18 protein-coding genes are annotated in these 18,518 nt (G+C 67.2%); 4 read left to right on the forward strand and 14 right to left on the reverse strand.

What is annotated here, in order from left to right:
- Window positions 1-6 precede the first annotated feature (6 nt).
- A complete protein-coding gene (locus ACFO5K_RS26905) occupies window positions 7-984 on the forward strand; it encodes an alpha/beta hydrolase (protein WP_378568669.1) in 978 nt (325 codons plus the stop codon).
- 6 nt (window positions 985-990) lie between these two features.
- Here the strand turns inward: ACFO5K_RS26905 and ACFO5K_RS26910 are convergent, their stop codons facing one another.
- From ACFO5K_RS26910 to ACFO5K_RS26925, 4 genes are read right to left on the reverse strand one after another with little or no spacing between them, the layout of a single operon-like run.
- Window positions 991-2,184, reverse strand: coding sequence for an NAD(P)/FAD-dependent oxidoreductase (locus ACFO5K_RS26910; RefSeq protein WP_378568671.1), 1,194 nt, complete (start codon window positions 2,182-2,184; stop codon window positions 991-993).
- Window positions 2,181-2,363 carry a rubredoxin gene (locus tag ACFO5K_RS26915; protein WP_378568673.1) on the reverse strand — a complete coding sequence of 61 codons (183 nt, stop codon included), beginning with the start codon at window positions 2,361-2,363 and terminating at the stop codon, window positions 2,181-2,183. The genes ACFO5K_RS26910 and ACFO5K_RS26915 overlap by 4 nt, the downstream gene beginning before the upstream one ends.
- A 2-nt stretch (window positions 2,364-2,365) precedes the next feature.
- Complete coding sequence (locus ACFO5K_RS26920) at window positions 2,366-2,533, reverse strand: rubredoxin (RefSeq protein ID WP_378568675.1); 168 nt, start codon at window positions 2,531-2,533, stop codon at window positions 2,366-2,368.
- Window positions 2,533-3,753, reverse strand: coding sequence for an alkane 1-monooxygenase (locus ACFO5K_RS26925; protein ID WP_378568677.1), 1,221 nt, complete (start codon window positions 3,751-3,753; stop codon window positions 2,533-2,535). Before ACFO5K_RS26925 ends, ACFO5K_RS26920 begins: the two co-directional genes overlap by 1 nt.
- A gap of 139 nt (window positions 3,754-3,892) precedes the next feature.
- Between ACFO5K_RS26925 and ACFO5K_RS26930 the strand changes: the two genes are divergently transcribed.
- Window positions 3,893-4,492 (forward strand): TetR/AcrR family transcriptional regulator, encoded by a 600-nt coding sequence (locus tag ACFO5K_RS26930; protein ID WP_378568679.1) that lies wholly within the window; start codon window positions 3,893-3,895, stop codon window positions 4,490-4,492.
- A 31-nt stretch (window positions 4,493-4,523) separates the two neighbouring features.
- Here the strand turns inward: ACFO5K_RS26930 and ACFO5K_RS26935 are convergent, their stop codons facing one another.
- Window positions 4,524-5,369: an SDR family oxidoreductase gene (locus ACFO5K_RS26935; protein WP_378568681.1), complete on the reverse strand. Its 846-nt coding sequence runs from the start codon at window positions 5,367-5,369 to the stop codon at window positions 4,524-4,526.
- Window positions 5,370-5,430: 61 nt separating this feature from the next.
- Between ACFO5K_RS26935 and ACFO5K_RS26940 the strand changes: the two genes are divergently transcribed.
- Window positions 5,431-6,150 carry a PaaX domain-containing protein, C- domain protein gene (locus ACFO5K_RS26940; RefSeq protein ID WP_378568683.1) on the forward strand — a complete coding sequence of 240 codons (720 nt, stop codon included), beginning with the start codon at window positions 5,431-5,433 and terminating at the stop codon, window positions 6,148-6,150.
- A 21-nt stretch (window positions 6,151-6,171) separates the two neighbouring features.
- Here ACFO5K_RS26940 and ACFO5K_RS26945 read toward each other — a convergent pair whose 3' ends face one another.
- From ACFO5K_RS26945 to ACFO5K_RS26960, 4 genes are all read right to left on the reverse strand, one after another.
- Window positions 6,172-7,641 (reverse strand): hypothetical protein, encoded by a 1,470-nt coding sequence (locus ACFO5K_RS26945; protein ID WP_378568685.1) that lies wholly within the window; start codon window positions 7,639-7,641, stop codon window positions 6,172-6,174.
- Entirely contained in the window at window positions 7,638-9,260 is a 1,623-nt protein-coding gene (locus ACFO5K_RS26950) for an acyl-CoA synthetase (protein WP_378568687.1), read from the reverse strand. The genes ACFO5K_RS26945 and ACFO5K_RS26950 overlap by 4 nt, the downstream gene beginning before the upstream one ends.
- 145 nt (window positions 9,261-9,405) lie before the next feature.
- Window positions 9,406-11,031 (reverse strand): acyl-CoA synthetase, encoded by a 1,626-nt coding sequence (locus tag ACFO5K_RS26955; protein ID WP_378568689.1) that lies wholly within the window; start codon window positions 11,029-11,031, stop codon window positions 9,406-9,408.
- A 219-nt stretch (window positions 11,032-11,250) separates the two neighbouring features.
- Window positions 11,251-12,504: a PucR family transcriptional regulator gene (locus ACFO5K_RS26960; RefSeq protein WP_378568691.1), complete on the reverse strand. Its 1,254-nt coding sequence runs from the start codon at window positions 12,502-12,504 to the stop codon at window positions 11,251-11,253.
- Window positions 12,505-12,960: 456 nt separating this feature from the next.
- Between ACFO5K_RS26960 and ACFO5K_RS26965 the strand changes: the two genes are divergently transcribed.
- On the forward strand, window positions 12,961-13,761 hold the full coding sequence (locus ACFO5K_RS26965; protein WP_378568693.1) for an adenylate/guanylate cyclase domain-containing protein: 801 nt from the start codon (window positions 12,961-12,963) through the stop codon (window positions 13,759-13,761).
- Here ACFO5K_RS26965 and ACFO5K_RS26970 read toward each other — a convergent pair.
- The 5 genes from ACFO5K_RS26970 to ACFO5K_RS26990 are packed head-to-tail and all read right to left on the reverse strand — an operon-like array spanning window position 13,736 to window position 18,501.
- Window positions 13,736-15,016 (reverse strand): PucR family transcriptional regulator, encoded by a 1,281-nt coding sequence (locus tag ACFO5K_RS26970; RefSeq protein WP_378568695.1) that lies wholly within the window; start codon window positions 15,014-15,016, stop codon window positions 13,736-13,738. The genes ACFO5K_RS26965 and ACFO5K_RS26970 overlap by 26 nt on opposite strands.
- Window positions 15,017-15,068: 52 nt before the next feature.
- On the reverse strand, window positions 15,069-15,854 hold the full coding sequence (locus ACFO5K_RS26975) for an alpha/beta fold hydrolase (RefSeq protein ID WP_378568697.1): 786 nt from the start codon (window positions 15,852-15,854) through the stop codon (window positions 15,069-15,071).
- Between the two features lie 44 nt (window positions 15,855-15,898).
- Complete coding sequence (locus tag ACFO5K_RS26980) at window positions 15,899-16,201, reverse strand: helix-turn-helix domain-containing protein (protein WP_378568699.1); 303 nt, start codon at window positions 16,199-16,201, stop codon at window positions 15,899-15,901.
- A 27-nt stretch (window positions 16,202-16,228) separates the two neighbouring features.
- A complete protein-coding gene (locus tag ACFO5K_RS26985; RefSeq protein ID WP_378568701.1) occupies window positions 16,229-17,491 on the reverse strand; it encodes a dihydrolipoamide acetyltransferase family protein in 1,263 nt (420 codons plus the stop codon).
- A 26-nt stretch (window positions 17,492-17,517) separates the two neighbouring features.
- Entirely contained in the window at window positions 17,518-18,501 is a 984-nt protein-coding gene (locus tag ACFO5K_RS26990) for an alpha-ketoacid dehydrogenase subunit beta (RefSeq protein WP_378568703.1), read from the reverse strand.
- Between the last annotated feature and the right edge of the window lie 17 nt (window positions 18,502-18,518).

The raw sequence follows: 18,518 nt of genomic DNA on the forward strand, positions 1-18,518 counted from the left end.
TTCCTCATGAACGACACCGCCCCCACCTGGTGGAATCTGCTCGACGAGCAGGCCGCGGCCATGGCCCGGATGATCGACCAGATGTTGCCGATGCCCCTGCACCAGCTGGGGCCGGCGGGAGCCCGCGCGCTGGTGAACTCAGCCCCGGCCGCCGACCCGATCACACGACTCGACCATGTCGAAGAGTTGACCGTGCCGACGCGTGCGGGCGCGATCGCGGCCCGGCTGTACCGCACGGACGGCACATCTCACGACGCCGCGCCCGCGCTGGTCTACCTGCACGGCGGCGGTTTCGTCCTGGGCACCCTGGACGGTTGCGACGAGCTGTGCCGCGCGATCGCCGCCGGGTCCGGATGGACGGTCCTGTCGCTCGAATACCGCCTGGCACCGGAGAACCCGTACCCGGCGGCGCTGCAAGACTGCGTCGACGCTTACGCGTGGCTGACCCGATCGGCGCCCGAACTCGGCATCGACCCGGATCGGATCGCGATCGGCGGCGACTCCGCCGGCGGCAATCTCGCCGCCGCCCTGTGCCTGTACCGGCGCGACGAGGACAACACCCTGCCCATCGCGCAGGTACTCGCCTACCCAGCCGTCGACGACACGTTCACCAGGCCCTCGTGGTCCGAATTCGTCGACGCGCCGCTACTCGGCGCCGCGGACGGGCACTGGTGCTGGGAGCGCTACGTCGGCGCCGGACACCCGGGCGGCGACCACCTCGCGGCCCCCATGCGCGCGCCGTCACTGCGCGGGCTCCCACCCGCGCTGATCATCACCGCGGAGGTCGACCCGATCCGCGACGACGCCGAGGCGTACGCGCAACGGCTGCGCGGCGACGGCGTCGCGGTGTCGTCGACCAGGTACACCGGCGTCTTCCACGGCTTCTTCACCGAGGTCGCGGTGTTCGCCCAGGCCGGGCAGGCGATCGACGAGGTGTGCGAGTACCTGCGCGAGCTCGCGCGAACGGCGCGGCGGCCTCGCTGATCGGAGCTACCGGATGCGGGCCACAACGGCGGAACGCGTTGTCGGCCACGGCTCACCTGCGGCGATGATCGCCCTCGCGGCGCGGAGTTCCCGTGGCCTCGACATTGCCACGGCGCCGACAGGTAGACCGTCGCGAACGGCCACCGCGAGAAAGTCCCTGGATTCCAGGTCGCCTTCGATGAAGAGTTCGTCGTGCGGGTGGAACCAGCCGGCGAATTGCATGGAGAAGCCGTATTGGTCGGTCCAACCCCAGGGGACCTCGGCGGGAGTGGCGGGGCGGCCCAGGATCGCCGCGGCGGCCGCGGCACCGGCGGACACCGCCGAGTTCCACTGCTGGCCGCGCACGAATTCGCCGCGGCGCGGGGTGAACGCCGTGGTGGCGTCGCCCGCGGCGAACACTCCCGGTGCCGAGGTGCGGTAGTGCTGGTCGATGATGATGCCGTCGTTGACGGCGAGACCGGCGGATTCGGCGAGGGTGGTTTCCGGGGTCGCGCCGATGGCGACCAGGGCGGCGGCGCCCGACCAGCTGCGTCCGTCGGCCGCGGTGGCGGTGACACCGTCCGCGGAGTCGGCGAGCTGCGTTGTTGCGGCGCCTGTCCGGATGAACACGCCGCGCTCGACATGGATGTCGCGCACCAGCTCCGACACGATCCGCGGCACCACCCGGTCCAGCAGTGCGGGGCCCGCGTGCAACAGCGTCACCTCCGCACCGAGGCCGCGGGCGGTGGCGGCGACCTCACAACCGATCAGCCCACCGCCGACGATGAGCAGCGACCGGCCGGTGTCGACCGCCGTCCGCAGCGCCGCGATATCGGACAGTGTCCGCAAGGTGTGCACCCGGCTGGACACGGTGTCGATCGCACGCGCCCGTGCGCCGGTCGCGAGCAGCAAGCTGTCGTAACCGAGCCGCTCACCCGTGCTCAATCGCACCGACGTGCGGTCGATGTCGATCGCGTCGACCCGCGTCGCGGGGCGCAGGTCGATGGCGTTGTCGGCCCAGAACTTTGCCGATTTCAGGAGCACGCGGTCCAGCGACGCGGTGCCCGCGAGCAGTTCCTTCGACACCGCGGGCCGCCGGTAGGGCAGATTCGGTTCCGCACCGACGAGCACGATCTCACCCGCGTACCCCTCGCGGCGCAGCGTCTGTGCCGCGGTGGCACCGGCGGCGCCCGCGCCGACGATCACGATCCGCCCGCTCACCCCCGGCTCACTTCACGCATGTCGAAGTCGGCCTTGGCCGCACCGCAGTCGGGGCAGGACCAGTCCTCGGGGATGTCGTCCCATCGGGTACCCGGTTCGATGCCGTCCTCGGGCCAGCCGAGCGCCTCGTCGTACTCGAATCCGCATTGGACACACTGGAACAGTCGGTAGTCGTTCATCGTCACACGTCCTTCGCTTCGAAATCGACCTTCTCGCGGACACCGCAGTCCGGACAGCACCACTGTTCGGGAATCAGCGACCAGGCGGTGCCTGCGGCGAAACCCTCACGGGGCGCACCGAATCGCTCGTCGTAGACGTAATCGCACACGGGGCACAGGTAGGCGGCCATCAGTTCGCTCCGTATTGCGCCAGGATCTTCGCGCGCTTGCTGGGCTGGATGTTCACCCGGGTGATGTCGCCCTGGTAATGCGCGAGGACGCGATGGTCCATCACCTTGCGCCACAACGGGGTGAGGTAGGCCAAGCCGATCAGGCTCGCGTACCCGCTGGGCAACTCGGGCGCACCGTCCATGTGCCGCAGGATCTGGTAGCGCCGGGTCGGATTGGCGTGATGGTCGCTGTGGCGCTGCAGGTGGTAGAGGAAGATATTGGTGACGATGTGGTCGGAGTTCCAGCTGTGCTCGGGGGTGCAGCGCTCGTAGCGACCCGAGGCGGTCCTGCTCCGCAGCAGACCGTAGTGCTCGAGGTAGTTCACCGTCTCGAGCAGGGAGAAGCCGTAGATCGCTTGGATCAGCAGAAACGGCAGGATCGATGGACCGAACACCGCGATCAGTGCCACCCACAGCACCACCGACATGAGCCAGGCGTTGAGCACGTCGTTGCGCAGCGAGAACGGGCCCTTGTCCAGCCGTCGCAGGCGGGTGGCCTCCAGCTCCCACGCTGACTTCAGGCTGCCCCAGACGCTGCGTGGCAGGAAACTCCAGAACGACTCACCGAAGCGAGCGCTGGCCGGGTCCTCCGGCGTCGCGACCCGCACGTGGTGGCCGCGGTTGTGCTCGATGTAGAAATGCCCGTAGAAGGTCTGGGCCAGGGTGATCTTCGACAGCCAGCGCTCGAGTTCGTCCTTCTTGTGGCCGAGCTCGTGCGCGGTGTTGATGCCGACGCCGCCCATCGCACCGATGGTGAAGGCCAGGCCGATCTTCGAGGCCAGGCCGAGGCCGCCGTCGATGCCGAGCCAGGACAGGTTGTCCGCGGTCCAGAGGTAGCAGGCGAAGACCAGGCTGGACAGCTGCACCGGAATGTAGGCGTAGGTGCAGTAGCGGTAGTACTTGTCGTTCTCCAGCCGTGCCATCACCTCCTCCGGCGGATTCGCGCCGTCGGGCCCGAAGAAGCGATCGAGGGCCGGCAGCAGGACGTACAGCAGGATCGGCCCGAGCCACCACCACACCGGCGCCACTGCCTGCCAGCCGAGCTGGTTGAACAACCAGACGAATCCGGTGGCCAGCAGTGCCGCACTGGGGGCGACCAGGCCGAACAACCACAGATAGCGCTTGGAATCACGCCAGTGCAGAGCCGCGGGCGGCTCGTCGTAGTTTCGCGATGTCGTCATCTCGTTCTCCTGATCACCGAGACAGGGGCGCCCGGTTGTTGCCGCTGTTTACAACTTAACCAAATGTGTTCTCAGTAAATACACATCAGCACAAGTTGTCAACGGATCTGCAACTTCGACCCACATGTACGATGATCAAGTGGCCGAATCGCCGAACTTCCAGTCCGAGATGCGTCAGCTGTTGCGCGATCGCATGCTCGACGCCGCCCGCACGATGGTGGTCGCCGAGGGATGGGGCGCGGTGAACATGTCGCGCGTCGCCAAGGAGGTCGGCGTCAGCAGACCGGTCCTCTACAAGGAGATCGGCACCAAGCAGGCACTGGCGGACGCCCTCATCGAGCGCGAGACCGGCATCTACCTGAACGGGGTGGCCGAAACACTGGGCGAGCACCCGGCGGACCCGCTCGCCGGGATGACCGCCGCCGCGGAGTACATCCTGCGCACCGCAGGCGACAACACACTGATCAAAGCCGTTCTGTCCGCTCGCCAGGACGCCGACACCGCCCTGCTCCCCGCCCTGGTGAGCGATGCGCAACCGGTGCTCGGCCGGGCCGTCGCCGCGCTCACCGTCACCGTCCGCGACCATTACCGGCTGGCCGAATCATCCGACGACGAACTCACCTCGATCGTCGAGATCATGGTCCGGCTGACCCTGAGTCACCTGTTCCAGCCGACCGGCAGTGTCGACCGCGCGGTGGCGCAGATCGGCACCGTCCTGGCCGGCGTCTTTCCAGCCTGAGACCGTCAGCGGACGGCATCAGCCCGACGGATCAGACACGAGGCGGGTCGACGAAGATGTCGTACTCGAGTTCACCGTCGCCGCCATAAGCGGAGAAATCGGTGTGCCCCTCGGCCCGCAACACCTCCACGTCGAGGAAGGTGTTCCCGGTGACCGTTCGCGCGTCTTTGCCGAGAATCGCGATCGCCGCGTCGGCCACGATCTGCGGCGTGCGAGCCTTGGCGGTCGCCTCGTCACCGCCGAGCAAGTTCTGCACCGCGGCGGTCGCGATGAGGGTCTCGGGCCACAGGCAGTTGGCGGCGACGCCGTGCTCGGCGTACTCGGCGGCCCAGCCCAGTGTCAGCAGCGACATACCGTATTTCGCGACCATGTAGGCGGGGTGGGCACCCAGCCAGGCAGGCGCCAGATTCAGCGGTGGCGACAGGCTCAGGATGTGGGCGTTGTCGCTGTGGCGCAGGTGCGGCAGGCAGGTGCTGGCGAGCAGGTAGGTGCCTCGCAATTGGATCTGCTGCATGAGGTCGAAGCGCTTGACGGGCAGCTCTTCGGTCGGAGCGAGCGCGATGGCCGAGGCGTTGTTGACGCAGTAGTCGATGCCGCCGAACCGCTCGACGGTCCGGCGCACCGCGTCGGTCACCGACGCCTCGTCGCGGACGTCGCCCACCACGGCCAGTGCTCGACCACCGGCGGCTTCGATCTCGGCGGCGGCCGTATGGATGGTGCCGGGTAGCCGTGGGTCGGGAACGTCCGTCTTGGCCAGCAGCGCGATATTGGCGCCCTGTCGCGCGGCGGCGAGTGCGATGGCCAGCCCGATGCCGCGGCTGCCGCCGGACATGATCATGGTGCGTCCGGCCAAGGGTGTGGGATCAGAAGTCGTCATGCCCGGCGACATTACATATGCCTGACAGTCGTGACAATAGTGAAATATGTACACTCGACCCGTGCAATCCGCTCTCACCGGCCCCGGCGTGGAAGTCCGTCCGGTCTCCGCACGCTCGGCGCTGATCCGGATCCTCATCGCCGCCGACTCACCGACGATGACATCGCGCGAAATCTGCACCGCCACCACCGCCGTCGGCTACCCCGAGGCCACGGTGCGCGTGGCCGTGTCCCGCATGGTCGCGGCCGGTGACCTCGTACGCGAACACCGCGCATACACTCTCGCCCCACACCTGCGCGCCCGGCGTGACGACCTCGTCGCGCCACACACCGTGCCGTGGCAGGGCGATTGGGAACAGGTCGTGGTCACCGCGACCGGACGACCCGCCGCGGACCGCGCCGCGCTGCGTGCGACGCTGCTCTCGCTGCGCCTGGCGGAACTGCGCGAAGGCGTCTGGATGCGTCCCGCCAACCTCGTGCGCGACCGGCCCGACGACCTCGGCGACACCACGATCACACTGCGCACCCACGCCGTCGAAGACCCGGCTGCCCTGTGCACCCGCCTGTGGCCGTTGACCGACATCGCCCGCCGCGCACGGGGACTGCTCGGAGCCATCGAGGGCGCCGACCCGGCCGCCACATTCGCGGCGGTGTGCGCGGGCCTCGACCTGATCACCACCGACCCGGTCCTGCCCACCGAGCTGCTCCCCGCGGACTGGGCGGTCGACGCGCTACGCGAAGCCACCACCGCCTACCTCACCTGGTTCCAGGAACTGACCTGAGGACTCCCAGGGCACAGCGGGTCAACCTTCGATGCGCACGATCCCGGTCGTGGTGCCCTGCAGCACCCCACCCCCGCGCATGATCAAGGGCGAGGTCTGCAGCGGATCGGCGAGCACGGTGCTCGGCATGGCACCCTCACTCACCACCGCACCGGTGTTCGGGTCGACCACCGTGAAGGAGTAGCCGTCCAGCGGCGTCGTGTTCGGCAGCCCGTTGCGGCCGACCGTGTAGATCAGCCCGTCCGCCACCGAAGCATGGGGAACGGCGGCACTGCGCACAGCGTTCTCCCACACTGTGCGGCAGCCGTCATCGTCCACATCGATGCGCGTCATCCCACCTGTGAACGGCGCGGTTTCCGGCTGCGCCGGGCCTGCGTCCTCCGGTACCGCCGGATACGGGTACCCGTATGTAGCGGCTACGAAGACCGATCCACCGATACCGATAGGCGAATTCTCGCTACCCGCAGCATCATTGGCGAACACCGGCTGCCCGCAGACGAGTTCGCCGCTGCCGGAACGGAATACCAGGACCCGCACTCGACCGGGCGCGTTGTCGACCATGGTGAGGTAGTCGGCCCCGGTGGCCGGACCGAAGTAGGTCGGCGTCGATCCGGTGCCCCAGGACAGTTGCCCCGGCTTACGAGCCGGACCCCGGTCATAGGCTGCACGCCAGAGCTGGGTCGGATCGCCCGAGGCATCGGCGGCGAATTCATAGAGCGCGTGCGTGCTGGCCACAGCTACCCGGCCGGTGGGCGCGGCGGAGATACTGTTGGCCACTTTCTCCCCGTCGGGCAGCTCGAGCGTGGACACTCCCCCGCCCGGCTTCGCCACGCCGACAATGCCGTTCGCGGTGGCGAACCACACGGTGCCCGACCAGTCGGGCACCAGACCGGTGACGCTGTCACCCTCCGGGACAGCCGAGGTGAGGTCGACGGATTCGGCCACGCGAAGTTCCCAGCCCGCGGCGGTGCGTTCGTGGGCGATCCGCTTCAGGGTGCGGGTGCCGTCCACCACGACCAGACGATCGGCATTGTCGAGATAGGCGTACACCCCGCCGAGCAGACCGCCCTTGGTCAAACTCAACTGCGCCAGCGATCCGGTCAGCGCACTCGCCGACCCGGAGACAGACCCGTCCGAGCCACCACCGAGCAGCCCCTCGCCGGACGGATCGATGAGATGCACCACGGGCGCGCGATCCGTCACGGCCGTGCACAAGGCGACGACCAGACCGTCGGACCCCTGGAGCAGGGTGGGGCAGGCAGCACCGAGCGGATAGCCACCGACAGCCTGCGCACCCACCCCCGGCCCCGGATGCGGCACCGCGTCCGAGGACCCCGCGTCTCCGTGCATGGTCGCGGTACCGACCGGCCCCAGAAAGGGGTTCGGCGCCGCGAGCGAGTCCGGCACCGCGACACCCGCTCCCGCCGTCAGGGCCCCTGATACGACGACGGCCAGTAACGCCGATACCGAAATCCACTGATTCCTTCTCATCGAGCGGGTTCGGCGAGACCAGCGTGCTCAGCGGCATATTTCTTCGCCGCCGGGTAATCGGCTTTACCGCTGGGCTGCCGCATCATCTCATCGACAATCCAGTAAACACGCGGCGCCTTGTAGCCGGCGACCTTCGTACGAACGTGGCCGTCCAGGTCGGCCAGGTCGAGAGCCGAGCTCGAACGGGGTTGGACCACCGCCGCCACGGCCTGGCCGAATCGTTCGTCCTCGATGCCGATCACCAACGCGTCGAAGATGTCCGGATGCGACCGGAGTGCGCCCTCGACCTCCTCGGGGAACACCTTTTCCCCGCCGGTGTTGATGCACTCCGAGCCCCGGCCGAGCAGTGTGACGGTGCCGTCGTCCTCATAGCGGGCGTAGTCACCCGGCACCACATACCGCTTGCCGTCGATCTCGACGAAGATCTTTTCGGTTTTCGCCGGGTCCTTGTAATAACCGATCGGCACATGCCCCGTCCGGGCCATCCGCCCGACCGCACCGGGTTTCTGTTCGACCAGGTTGCCGTCGTCATCGATCAACGCAGCCTGGGCGCTGAATTTCACTCGCGGGCCCTGCGAATGATCGCTGTCCTTGGTGACCACGCCGATTCCGGTGCCACCGCTCTCCGACGAACCGATCACATCGACGATGAAGACGTTCGGGAACATCTCGACGTATTGCTGCTTGAGGGACTGTGAGAACAGTGCGGCGTGGCTACTGATCTTCCGCAGTGACGACGTGTCGTAGTCGCCGGCCCGGTAGGCGTCCAGCAGCGGCCGGGCCATTGCGTCGCCGACGACAGTGACCGTGTTGACTTCATGCTTCGCCACGAGGCGCCAGACCTCGTCGGCATCGAACTGCGGTACGAAAACGATGGTGGCGCCGGAGTTCAGCCCGATGAAGGCCGCCCACTGCGCCGCGCCATGGATGAGGGGCGACAATGGCGCCATCACGACTCCGGCTGCGGACTGCTCGGCTCGGTTGGCCAGTTCCCACTCGTCTTTCACGTATTCACCCGTGACGTGGTCGATCCCGCCGCCGAGCGCGCGCCACACATCTTCGTGCCGCCACACAACGCCTTTGGGGAATCCCGTGGTGCCGCCGGTGTAGAGAATATAGAGATCATCGGAGCTACGTGCGCCGAAGTCGCGTTCCGGCGAGCGGGCGTCGATTGCCACGTTGTATTCGACAGCGTTGTATCCGCTGTAATCGGCATCGGAGCCGTCCTCGACCACGACGACATCGGCCAGCTTCGGGGTGTGCGGCAGGACCTGGGCGACGATGCCGGCGTACCGGCGCTCATGGATCAGCGCGACCATGTCGGCGTTGTCGACGATGTAGCGCACCTCGTCGGCGGTGTAGCGGAAGTTCACGCTGACCGAGATCGCGCGCAGTTTGTAGGTCGCGATCATGGTCTCGAGTGCTTCGATGGAGTTGCGTGAATACACGCCGACGTGGTCGCCCTTGCCGACTCCCCGCGCGGCGAGGTGGTGCGCCAAGCGATTGGCACGTGCGTCGAGCTCGCGGTAGGTGACCTGCCGATCCCCGCAGATGACCGCGATGCGATCGGGCACCGCGTCGACGGCGTGCTCGAAGAGATCAGCGACGTTGAAAGCCATGCCGAAAATCTAGAACACGTTTCAATTCGACGCAATGGACGCGCATCGGCCACAGCGGGACCGGACGTGAACGAACAGGCAGGCGGGCCGGACACACGTCACCGCGGTCCGGCCCGCCACCTCGCCGCTGAATCGCAGCTGACAACTACTGGCGCGGCGACTTCGCCTGCTCGGCGTGGTCAGCGGCGTACCTCTTCGCGGCCGGGTAGTTCGCTTTGCCACTGGGCTGGCGCATCATCTCATCGACAATCCAGTAGGTACGTGGAGCCTTGTACCCCGCGACCTTCGTTCGCGCGTGGGTGTCGAGCTGCGCGAGATCCAATGCCACGCCCGGCCGCGGCTGAACGAGCGCGGCGACTGCCTGACCGTATCGTTCATCGGTCACCCCGATCACCAAAGCATCGAAGACATCCGGGTGCGACTTGAGAGCGCCTTCGACTTCCTCCGGGTACACTTTCTCGCCGCCGGTGTTGATGCACTCGGAGCCGCGGCCGAGCAGAGTGACCGTGCCGTCCGCCTCGTAGCGGGCATAGTCGCCCGGGACGACATAGCGCTTGCCATCGACCTCGACGAAGATCGTCTTGGTCTTCTCCGGATCCTTGTAGTAGCCGATCGGGACATGCCCGGTACGAGCCATCCGGCCCACGGCGCCCGCCTTCGGCTCGACGATGTTGCCGTCATCGTCGATCAGCGCGGCCTGCGCACTGAACTTCACTCGCGGTCCCTGCGTATGGTCGGCGTCCTTGGTCACCACACCCAGTCCGGTTCCGCCGCTCTCCGACGATCCGATGACATCGGTGATGTACACATTCGGGAACAATTCGAGGTATTCCTGTTTCAGCGAATGCGAGAACAGTGCCGCGTGACTACTGAACGACCACAGCGACGAGGTGTCGTAACTGCCGGCCTTGTAGGCATCCAGGAGCGGCTTCGCCATCGCATCACCGACGACGGTGAGTACGTTGACTCGATGCTTTTCGACGGTGCGCCAGACTTCCTCGGCGTCGAACTGCGGCACGAAGACGATAGTGCCGCCGGAATTCAGCCCGATGAACGCCGCCCACTGTGCCGCCCCGTGAATCAGCGGCGACAGCGGCGCCATGACCATGCCGACCGGGGACTGTTTGGCTTGCTCGGACAGCTCCCATTCGTCCTTCACATACTCCCCGGTGACATGGTTGATCCCGCCACCGAGGGTGCGCCACACATCCTCGTGCCGCCACATCACCCCCTTCGGGAAACCCGTTGTGCCGCCCGTGTAGAGAATGTAGACATCATCGGAGCTGCGTTGCTCGAAATCACGTTCGGGTGATTGCGCCTCGATCGCGGCGCCGTACTCCACGCCGTCATATCGGCTGTAGTCGCAGTCCGAACCGTCCTCGATCACGACCACATCGGTCAGCTTCGGGGTGTTGGGCAGCACCTCGGCGACGGTGTCGGCGTATCGGCGCTCGTGTACCAGCGCCACCAAATCGGCATTGTCGACGATGTAGCGCACCTCGTCGGCGGTGTAGCGGTAGTTGACGCTGACCGAAATCGCCCGCAGCTTGTACGTCGCGATCATCGTCTCGAGCGCCTCGATCGAGTTGCGCGAGTAGACCCCGACGTGGTCACCCTTGCCGACTCCCCGCGAGGCCAGGTGGTGCGCTAACCGGTTGGCGCGCTCGTCGAGCTCACGATAAGTGACCTGACGATCCCCACAAATGATTGCTGTGCGGTCGGGCACCGCATCCACGGCGTGCTCGAGAAGATCTGCGACGTTCAAAGCCATACCGAGAAGATAGAACGTGTTTCAGTTTTAAGCAATGGTTTTCGTCGAGAAGCCAGGTGACGAGCTGGTATACCCCTCGACCGCACCGGCCGCGAATTTCCAGGCCGTATGCTGCACCTTTCCGTCCTCTGCTCCGTCCGCCCGCCGCATCGCGGACCGAACCCGCGCACCGCCCGGGACCCGTTCGACAGGATCTGGCTGCCGGACGGCCGACCCCGATCAGCACGCTCGCGCGGTGGTCGCGGTCTGATCGGGGTCGACAGGTTCGTCCTCGACCGCACCGATCATGCGGGCCACGAGCGCGGAACGCAGACGCCACATGCCGTCCGGCTGCATCGGGTCCAACCCGGTGATCTCGGCGATCCTGTTCAGTCGGTAGTCGACGGTGTTGGGGTGCACATGCAGCGTGCGGGCCGTACGCAGCCGGGTGGCCCGGCTCGCGAGGTGCGTAGTCAATGTCTCCAGGAGAACGGGATGTTTGTCGAGCGGTTCCAGTAGTGCGGTCAGATGTCCGGCTGCCGCGCCCGGCCGGGACAGTTGGTACTCCAGCGAGAGGTTGTCGAAAGGCTCGAGCCCGTTGCGGCGCAGGCGGCGCATGATGGCGAGCACCGCGCTCGCGCGCTCGGCTCCTTCGGGAATGTCGCCGGTTTCCACCGCCAGATACGTGGCACGAATCCTGGTGTGCGCCGTGGCGGCGATGTTGTCCGCCAATCGTCGTGCGCCGGCGGGGTCGAACTGGTTCCGTGGAATCAGCAGGGTCGCGGTGCCCGCTCCCGTCTGCATCAGCGCATGGTCACCGTAGCGGTCGCGCACCTCGGCCCTGACTCTGCGAAGCAACCGGCGGGCGACTCGGCGGTCCGGCTCACTCGCGTCGCTGTGGCCCGGGAACTCCACGGCGAAGACGACATAGCTTTCGGCCAGCCGGACCCCGTGGGCGCGGGCCATGGCCGGTGTCGCGTTCCCGGCGATCAGGGCGGCGGCCACCGCGTCCGCGTCGTCGCTGTGCGCCGTGCGCTGTTGATCCAGATACGCCTGTGAGATCGCCGTGGACAGCCGGCTAGCGAGTTCTACGAAGACGCGAAACGTGTCGATCAGTGCGGTGCACTCCGCACCGTCGTTCGCCCGTGTGGCGAGGTGGTCGAACACTTTCCGCGTACCCAGGTGGACCGCCTTGAACATCGCGTGGATCGGGACGCCCTCGTGCGCCCACTCCCGGACGGCGGCGCGCACATCGGCCAGCGGCTTCTCGACGTCGTCACCGGTCAGCAGTCCGGCGGTCACCTCGAGGCAGGCATTCGCCATCGCGGTGACCTCGCGGCGCAGAACCGCCACGGGCACCCTTCCGGGTAGCGCGCTGACGACGACGAATCGACTCATGATCTCGGCCGCGATCGTCGACGCGGCGGGGAGATGATCGAGAATCGGCTGACCTGCCATAGTTCCCGGCTGGGCCGACAGGACGCTGTCGGGCATGCGCACTTTTCCTACTTTCCGCTGTTTGCGCCCTATCGTGCGCCTGAGAGCACCCCTTTCCAATGGTGATTCGCACCCGAATGGAACTTTCGATGTGCAATATGCACCACAAGCCGTCGAAGGAGGGCATCACCCGTACACCGACACGGGCGCATCCGTCGCTCCGACCCACCCGGCGCACCCGTCGTCGGGCAACCTCGACCGACACCGCGCCGCGCCATAGGTGGTCACGTAGGTCGGGTCATATCAGCAGTACATGAGCCCTTCGACTGGTGGAACCGCGAACGGTTCGCTCGCCGACGCAACGGCGACAGCCGCGATGTCGGCCGCAATCAGAGCACCAGCAAGCCATTCGATATTCGAGTGAACACCTGTGTACTATTTCGCCGTGAACAGCTCGGGCGCGCAGCCGGTACAGGCGTCGGAAAGCCACGCTACTCCGCCGGGAATCCTCCGATGACCACAGTCGCGATCGTGGCCCTCTCCATCATCGCCGCCGGTGAAGCCGTCGGCTTGATCACCCTGTCGATCCTGCTCGCCCGCAGCAGGCGCAAACGGCGACAACCGCCTCGCGCGACGACGACGCAGCGATTGGTCGTGAGCGGGCGCGAAGCAGTGCGCACCGCCTGGCAGGCCGCAGATCTGGTGCGGGCCAAGGGGTTTCGTGGAGCCGTGCTCACTTCCATCGAAGACCTCGCGGGCTGGGCGCGCGTCGAACGTCCCGACCTGGCCAGGCTGGCACCCGACGGCAACGTCGTGATCATGTTCTCCGACATCGAGCAATCGACCGCTCTCAACGAGCAATTGGGCGACCGCGCCTGGGTCAAGCTACTCGACCGCCACCAACGCCTCGTCGAACGATGCGTGCAGAAACACGGCGGACACGTGGTCAAGAACCAGGGCGACGGGTACATGATCGCCTTCGCCGCGCCGGATCAGGCGGTCGGCTGCGGCGTGGCCATCCAGAATGCGCTGTGCAAAGACGCCGAATCGTCGCGCGGTTCCGCCGATTTCCGGGTCCGGATCGGTATCCACATGGGGAGTTCCGTGCGCCGGGGTGATGACTTGTTCGGACGCAATGTCGCCATGGCCGCGCGGGTCACCGCGCAGGCCGACGGCGGTGAGGTGCTCGTCAGCGAGCCGGTATTGGCGGCGATCGGCACCGGTACCGGTCTCGCGATCGGCGCGGGTCGCGACGCGAGTCTCAAGGGCCTGCGCGGCACCCACCACCTCACCCCGGTGTCCGCGGCGCCATAGTTCGCCCGGGCCGCGGCGTGTTCTGCCGCCAGTACAGCGCGTCCAGCGCGACCGCGACGTGGACGCTGTTCTCCGCCAGTGGGCGGGGCAGCAATTCGTCCGCGCGGGCGATCCTGCGCAGGATCGTGTTCCGGTGGGTGAACAGGCGCGCCGCCGCGCGGGTGGCGTTGCACTGCTCGTCGATGTAGGCGAGAACCGATTCGCGCAGTTCGCTGTCGGCGTGTTCCAGGTCTCCGAGGGTGTACTTGATGAAACGGTCCGCCTGCGCGCCGTTCTCGGTGATCAGCGAGGTCAGTTGCACCTCACCGAACGTAACGAGGCGACGAGTGTTGTACGGGCGGGCCAGGATTCGGTGCGCGGCCTGCGCGTCGAGGTGACTGGTCCGGAAGCCGGCGAGATCGCGTCCGGTCGAGCCGATGGCGATGCGCACGCCCGGGATATCGTCCAGCGCTTCGGTCAGGGCGGCGGTGTCAGGAGGTGTCGGTCCGGGGACCCACACCCACAGGGTGGCCGCGCTGGCGAGCACACTCAGTGCTGTGGCCGCGCCGGCCGCCTGGGTGAGGGCTCTGGTCACCCGATGCGGTTCGTCGAGTTCGGCGCCGGGAACGTCGCTCCAGGCGATGGCGGCGGTGTGCGCGGTGTCGAGCCGGTATCCGAGCCGGGACCCGGCGCGTTCGAGATTGACCGGTTCGCCCTCGAGAATGAGCGAGATCAATTCGCGCCGTTCGGCGTACGAGCCACGGGCGAGTTGGTCGCGCTCGCTGCCGATGACCTCGGTGATCGCCTCGATGGTGCCGTCCACGAATCTGGCGATGGAAGCGGCGGTGACCTCTAATACCTCGCGCAACTCGAACGGGTCGGGCGTCAGGATGAAAACGATGGTCATCCACCGTTGCCAGGCCACGTCCTGGCCCACGCGATAGGCCTGCAGAGCGGCCTCGTTCATGCCGCGACGAACCAGGTCGCGAACAATGGCGATCTGGTCGGCACCGAGGTTGATCGGCACCGGCATCCCCGGATCGGCCACATTGGCCGAGGCCCAATGCAGCAGATTGGCCCGATTGACCCGCCGAACCGCCTCGGCCAGCAACGGGTCGCCGGCGATCGTTCGCAGGCTGGTCTTGAGCAGCGTGGCGTCGTACAGCTCGTCGAGCCACTCCGCCGGCGCGTTCAGCGCGATCTCGGCACCTTGGCAGATCACTTCTCGCGCGCGGTCGGACAGGCGTCGATCGAAAAGGCCATCACCAGAGTGCACCGCCCGATTATGCAACCTTTCGTTCCGAGTCTTATGCCGAGTGGCCGAATGCCTAGGTGCGGTGCGGGGGCGAGGCCGCGCCGGTGGTCGCCAGGATCGTGGCGGCGACCAGTTCCGGATCGTCGATCATCGGGACATGGCCGACGCCGGGCAGGATTTCGAAGCGAGCCCGCGGCAGCCGTTCGCGGGCGATGCGGCCGTTGATCGCGGGCGGCAGGATCGCGTCTTCACCCGACCAGGCCAGCGTGATCGGGCACGGCAGCTCGGGCACGGCAGCCATCTGTTCGTCGGTGCCGAGCAGGTCGTCGGTGACGGTGCATCCGACGAGGTCCGTAGCCGCGGTCAGTGCTCGCGCCGGCGTCGAACGGTCGGCGTGGCAGGCGATATCGCGCATCGCGAGCCGCCGAACCATCGCCGATCGGAAGACCAGCGGCTGAACTCGGTGCGTGGACCGGGTGAGGGCGCCCAGGCGGCGCAGTTTCCTGACCGCGGCGGTCTGCCCGTGCCCGCCCGCGTTCCAGAATCCGGCGGGTGAGAGCGCGCAGACGCTCAACGCCCGCCCCCGCAGCGCCAGTTCGATCGCGATCCAGCCACCGAGTGAGTTCCCCGCGAGATGGGCCTGTCCGATACCTCGATCGTCGAGCATCCGCTCGGCCGCGTCGACGACGTCGCGCACCCGGACCGGACGCTGCCGCGCCTCGGGCCCGCCCCGGTGCCCGAGCGCAGTCGGGGCGAACACCTCGTGGTGTTCGCTCAGGTGCGGGACGACTTCGTCCCATGCCGCCGACGACATGGTGACGCCGTGGAACAGGACAAGTGACGAGCGACCGGGACTCATCACCGGAGATTACCCGCGGCGTCGTCGAGGTTCATGCGAAGCGCTCAGCGCTGCGCGCATATTGTCCCGGGGGTGGTGCCGAAAATGCGTTTGAAGTGCCGAATCAGGTGCGGCTGGTCGTGAAACCCGGTCGCAGCGGCCACATCTCGCGCGGGCATGCCCGCCAGTAGCAGCGGGCGGGCGAGGTCGACGCGCCGGGAGATCAGGTATTGGTGGGGTGGCATCCCGAACTCGCGGTGGAACGCACGGATCAGGTGGGTGGAATCGGCGTGCAGGACTGCCGCTGCCTCGGTGCGGGTGACGCCTTCGGTGGCGCGGGGATCGAGTAGGTCGCGCAGTCGGTGCACCAAGGCTGATCCCCGCCCCGGCGTCCCCTAGGCCACGATGCGCAGCGGGTTCTCGAGCAGCTGCTTCAGCTGCGCCAGGAACTCGGCGGCGACGGCGCCGTCGATGGCACGATGATCCGCCGACAAGGTGACCCGCAGTATCTTGCGGCTGACCACCGCACCGTTGTCGAGTCGCAGCTCGTCGGCGGCCGCGCCGACGGCCAGGATCGCCGACTCCGGTGGGTTGATCACCGCGGTGAAATGCTCGATGCCGAACATGCCCAGGTTGGAGATGGTGAAGGTGCCCCCGGACATCTCGTGGGCGCGCAAGGTGCGTTCGCGGGCCCGGGTCGCCTTGTCGCGGGTCTCGGCGGCGATCTCGGACACGCTCTTGCGGTCCGCGTCGTCGATCACCGGCACGAGCAACCCCTCGGGAGTCGCGACCGCGACGCCGATGTGGATCCGCTTGTGCCGCAGGAGCGTGTCGCCACGCAGGCTCACGTTGACCGAGCGAACCCGCCCCAGCGTGAGTGCCGCCGACTTCACCAGCAGATCGTTCACGCTGACCTTGTTCTCCCCCACCGCGGCCAGCGTCTCGTTGAGCTGTGACCGGAAGGCGAGCAGCTCGGTGACGTCGATCGCACTGGTGAGATAGATGTGGGGCGCTTGCTGTTTGCTTTCGGTCAACCGCGCCGCGGAGACCCGTTGGATGCCGGTGAGCGGGACCTCCTCGACATCGTCGGACCCCGACGTTGCCGACACGCCACCGGGTCTCGCGGGTTGCCGGGGCAGGGCGGGTGCGGATTCGGTTGCCGCGGAATAATGCTGGTGTGCAGTCTCGACATCCTGTCTGGTGATCCGCCCACCTGGCCCGGTGCCGACCACGGTGTCGATGTCCACGCCGAGCTCACGAGCGACCTTGCGCGCCAGCGGCGAGGTCTTCTTCCGCGGCGCCTGTTGCGTGTTCGACCCACCGGCGGTTGCCGCTGCCTGCCGCTGCGCAGCGGATTCCGTCGCCTGCGGTGTTCCGGTGGCCACCGGTCTGCTCGGCGCCGGGACGGATACGCTCGAGCCACTGCCGTCACCGACGATTCCGATCGGCTCACCGATCGGAATGCGCGTGCCGGCCTCGACGAGGATCTGTTCGAGTACCCCGTCGTCGTAGGCTTCCAGCTCCATCAGCGCCTTGTCGGTTTCGATCTCGGCGATGATCTCCCCGCGAGTCACCCGGTCGCCGACCTGCTTCAGCCAGCCGGCGACGACGCCGTCCTCCATGGTGTCCGACAGCCGGGGCATGATGATTTCAGGCATAACGTGTCCTTTGTCTTCGGCGGTTCTCAGCGCCGACGACCGACGGCGGCCAGCGTTTCGGTCACCGCGGTGTACAGCGAGTCCGCCGACGGCAACGCGAGCTTTTCCAGCGGTTTGGCGTAGGGAAGCGGAACCTCGGCCATGGCGACCCGGCGGACCGGTGCGTCGAGGTAGTCGAACGCGCCGTCGGAGATCGTGGCGGCGATCTCGGCGCCGATGCCGTAGGTGAGCCAGTCGTCCTCGCCGATCACGGCGCACCCGGTTTTGCGGACCGAGGCCACGAGGGTGTCGCGGTCCAGCGGACGCAGGCTACGCAGATCGATCACCTCGACCGAAACCCCTTCGGCGGCAAGACGCTCGGCTACCTGCGTAGCGACCGTCGCCATCCGGGAGTAGCCGATCACGGTGATGTCGGTACCTTCGCGGGTGATCGCCGCCTTGCCGATGCGCACGGGCGGAAGGTCCTCGGGCACTTCGCCCTTGGTGTTGTAGAGCGACAGGTTCTCCAGGAACAGCACGGGATCGTCGTCTTCGATCGCGGCCTTGAGCAGGGCCCGCGCGTCGGCGGGGGTGCTGGGCGCCACCACTTTCAGACCTGGCACGAACGCGTAGTACAGCTCGATGTTCTGCGAGTGCGTCGCGCCGAGCTGCTGACCGCCGCCGCCCGGGGTCCGGATGACCATGGGCACGCAGGTCTGCCCACCGAACATGCCGTAGATCTTGGCGGCGTGATTGACGATCTGGTCGAGGGCGAGCAGCGAGAAGTTGATCGTCATGATCTCCACGACCGGGCGCAGGCCCAGCATCGCCGCCCCGATCGCCGCCCCGACGAAGCCTTCCTCGGCGATGGGAGTGTCGCGCACCCGTTTCTCCCCGAACTCGTCGAGCAGGCCCGCGGTGATCTTGTAGGAGCCTTCGAAGACGCCGATCTCCTCCCCGATCAGGAATACGTCGTCGTCGCGGCGCATCTCTTCGCGCAGGGTTTCGCGCAGCGCTTCGCGATAGGTCATGACAGGCACAGTGGGAG

The organism is Nocardia halotolerans, assembly GCF_042650145.1.
Lineage (GTDB): Bacteria > Actinomycetota > Actinomycetes > Mycobacteriales > Mycobacteriaceae > Nocardia > Nocardia halotolerans.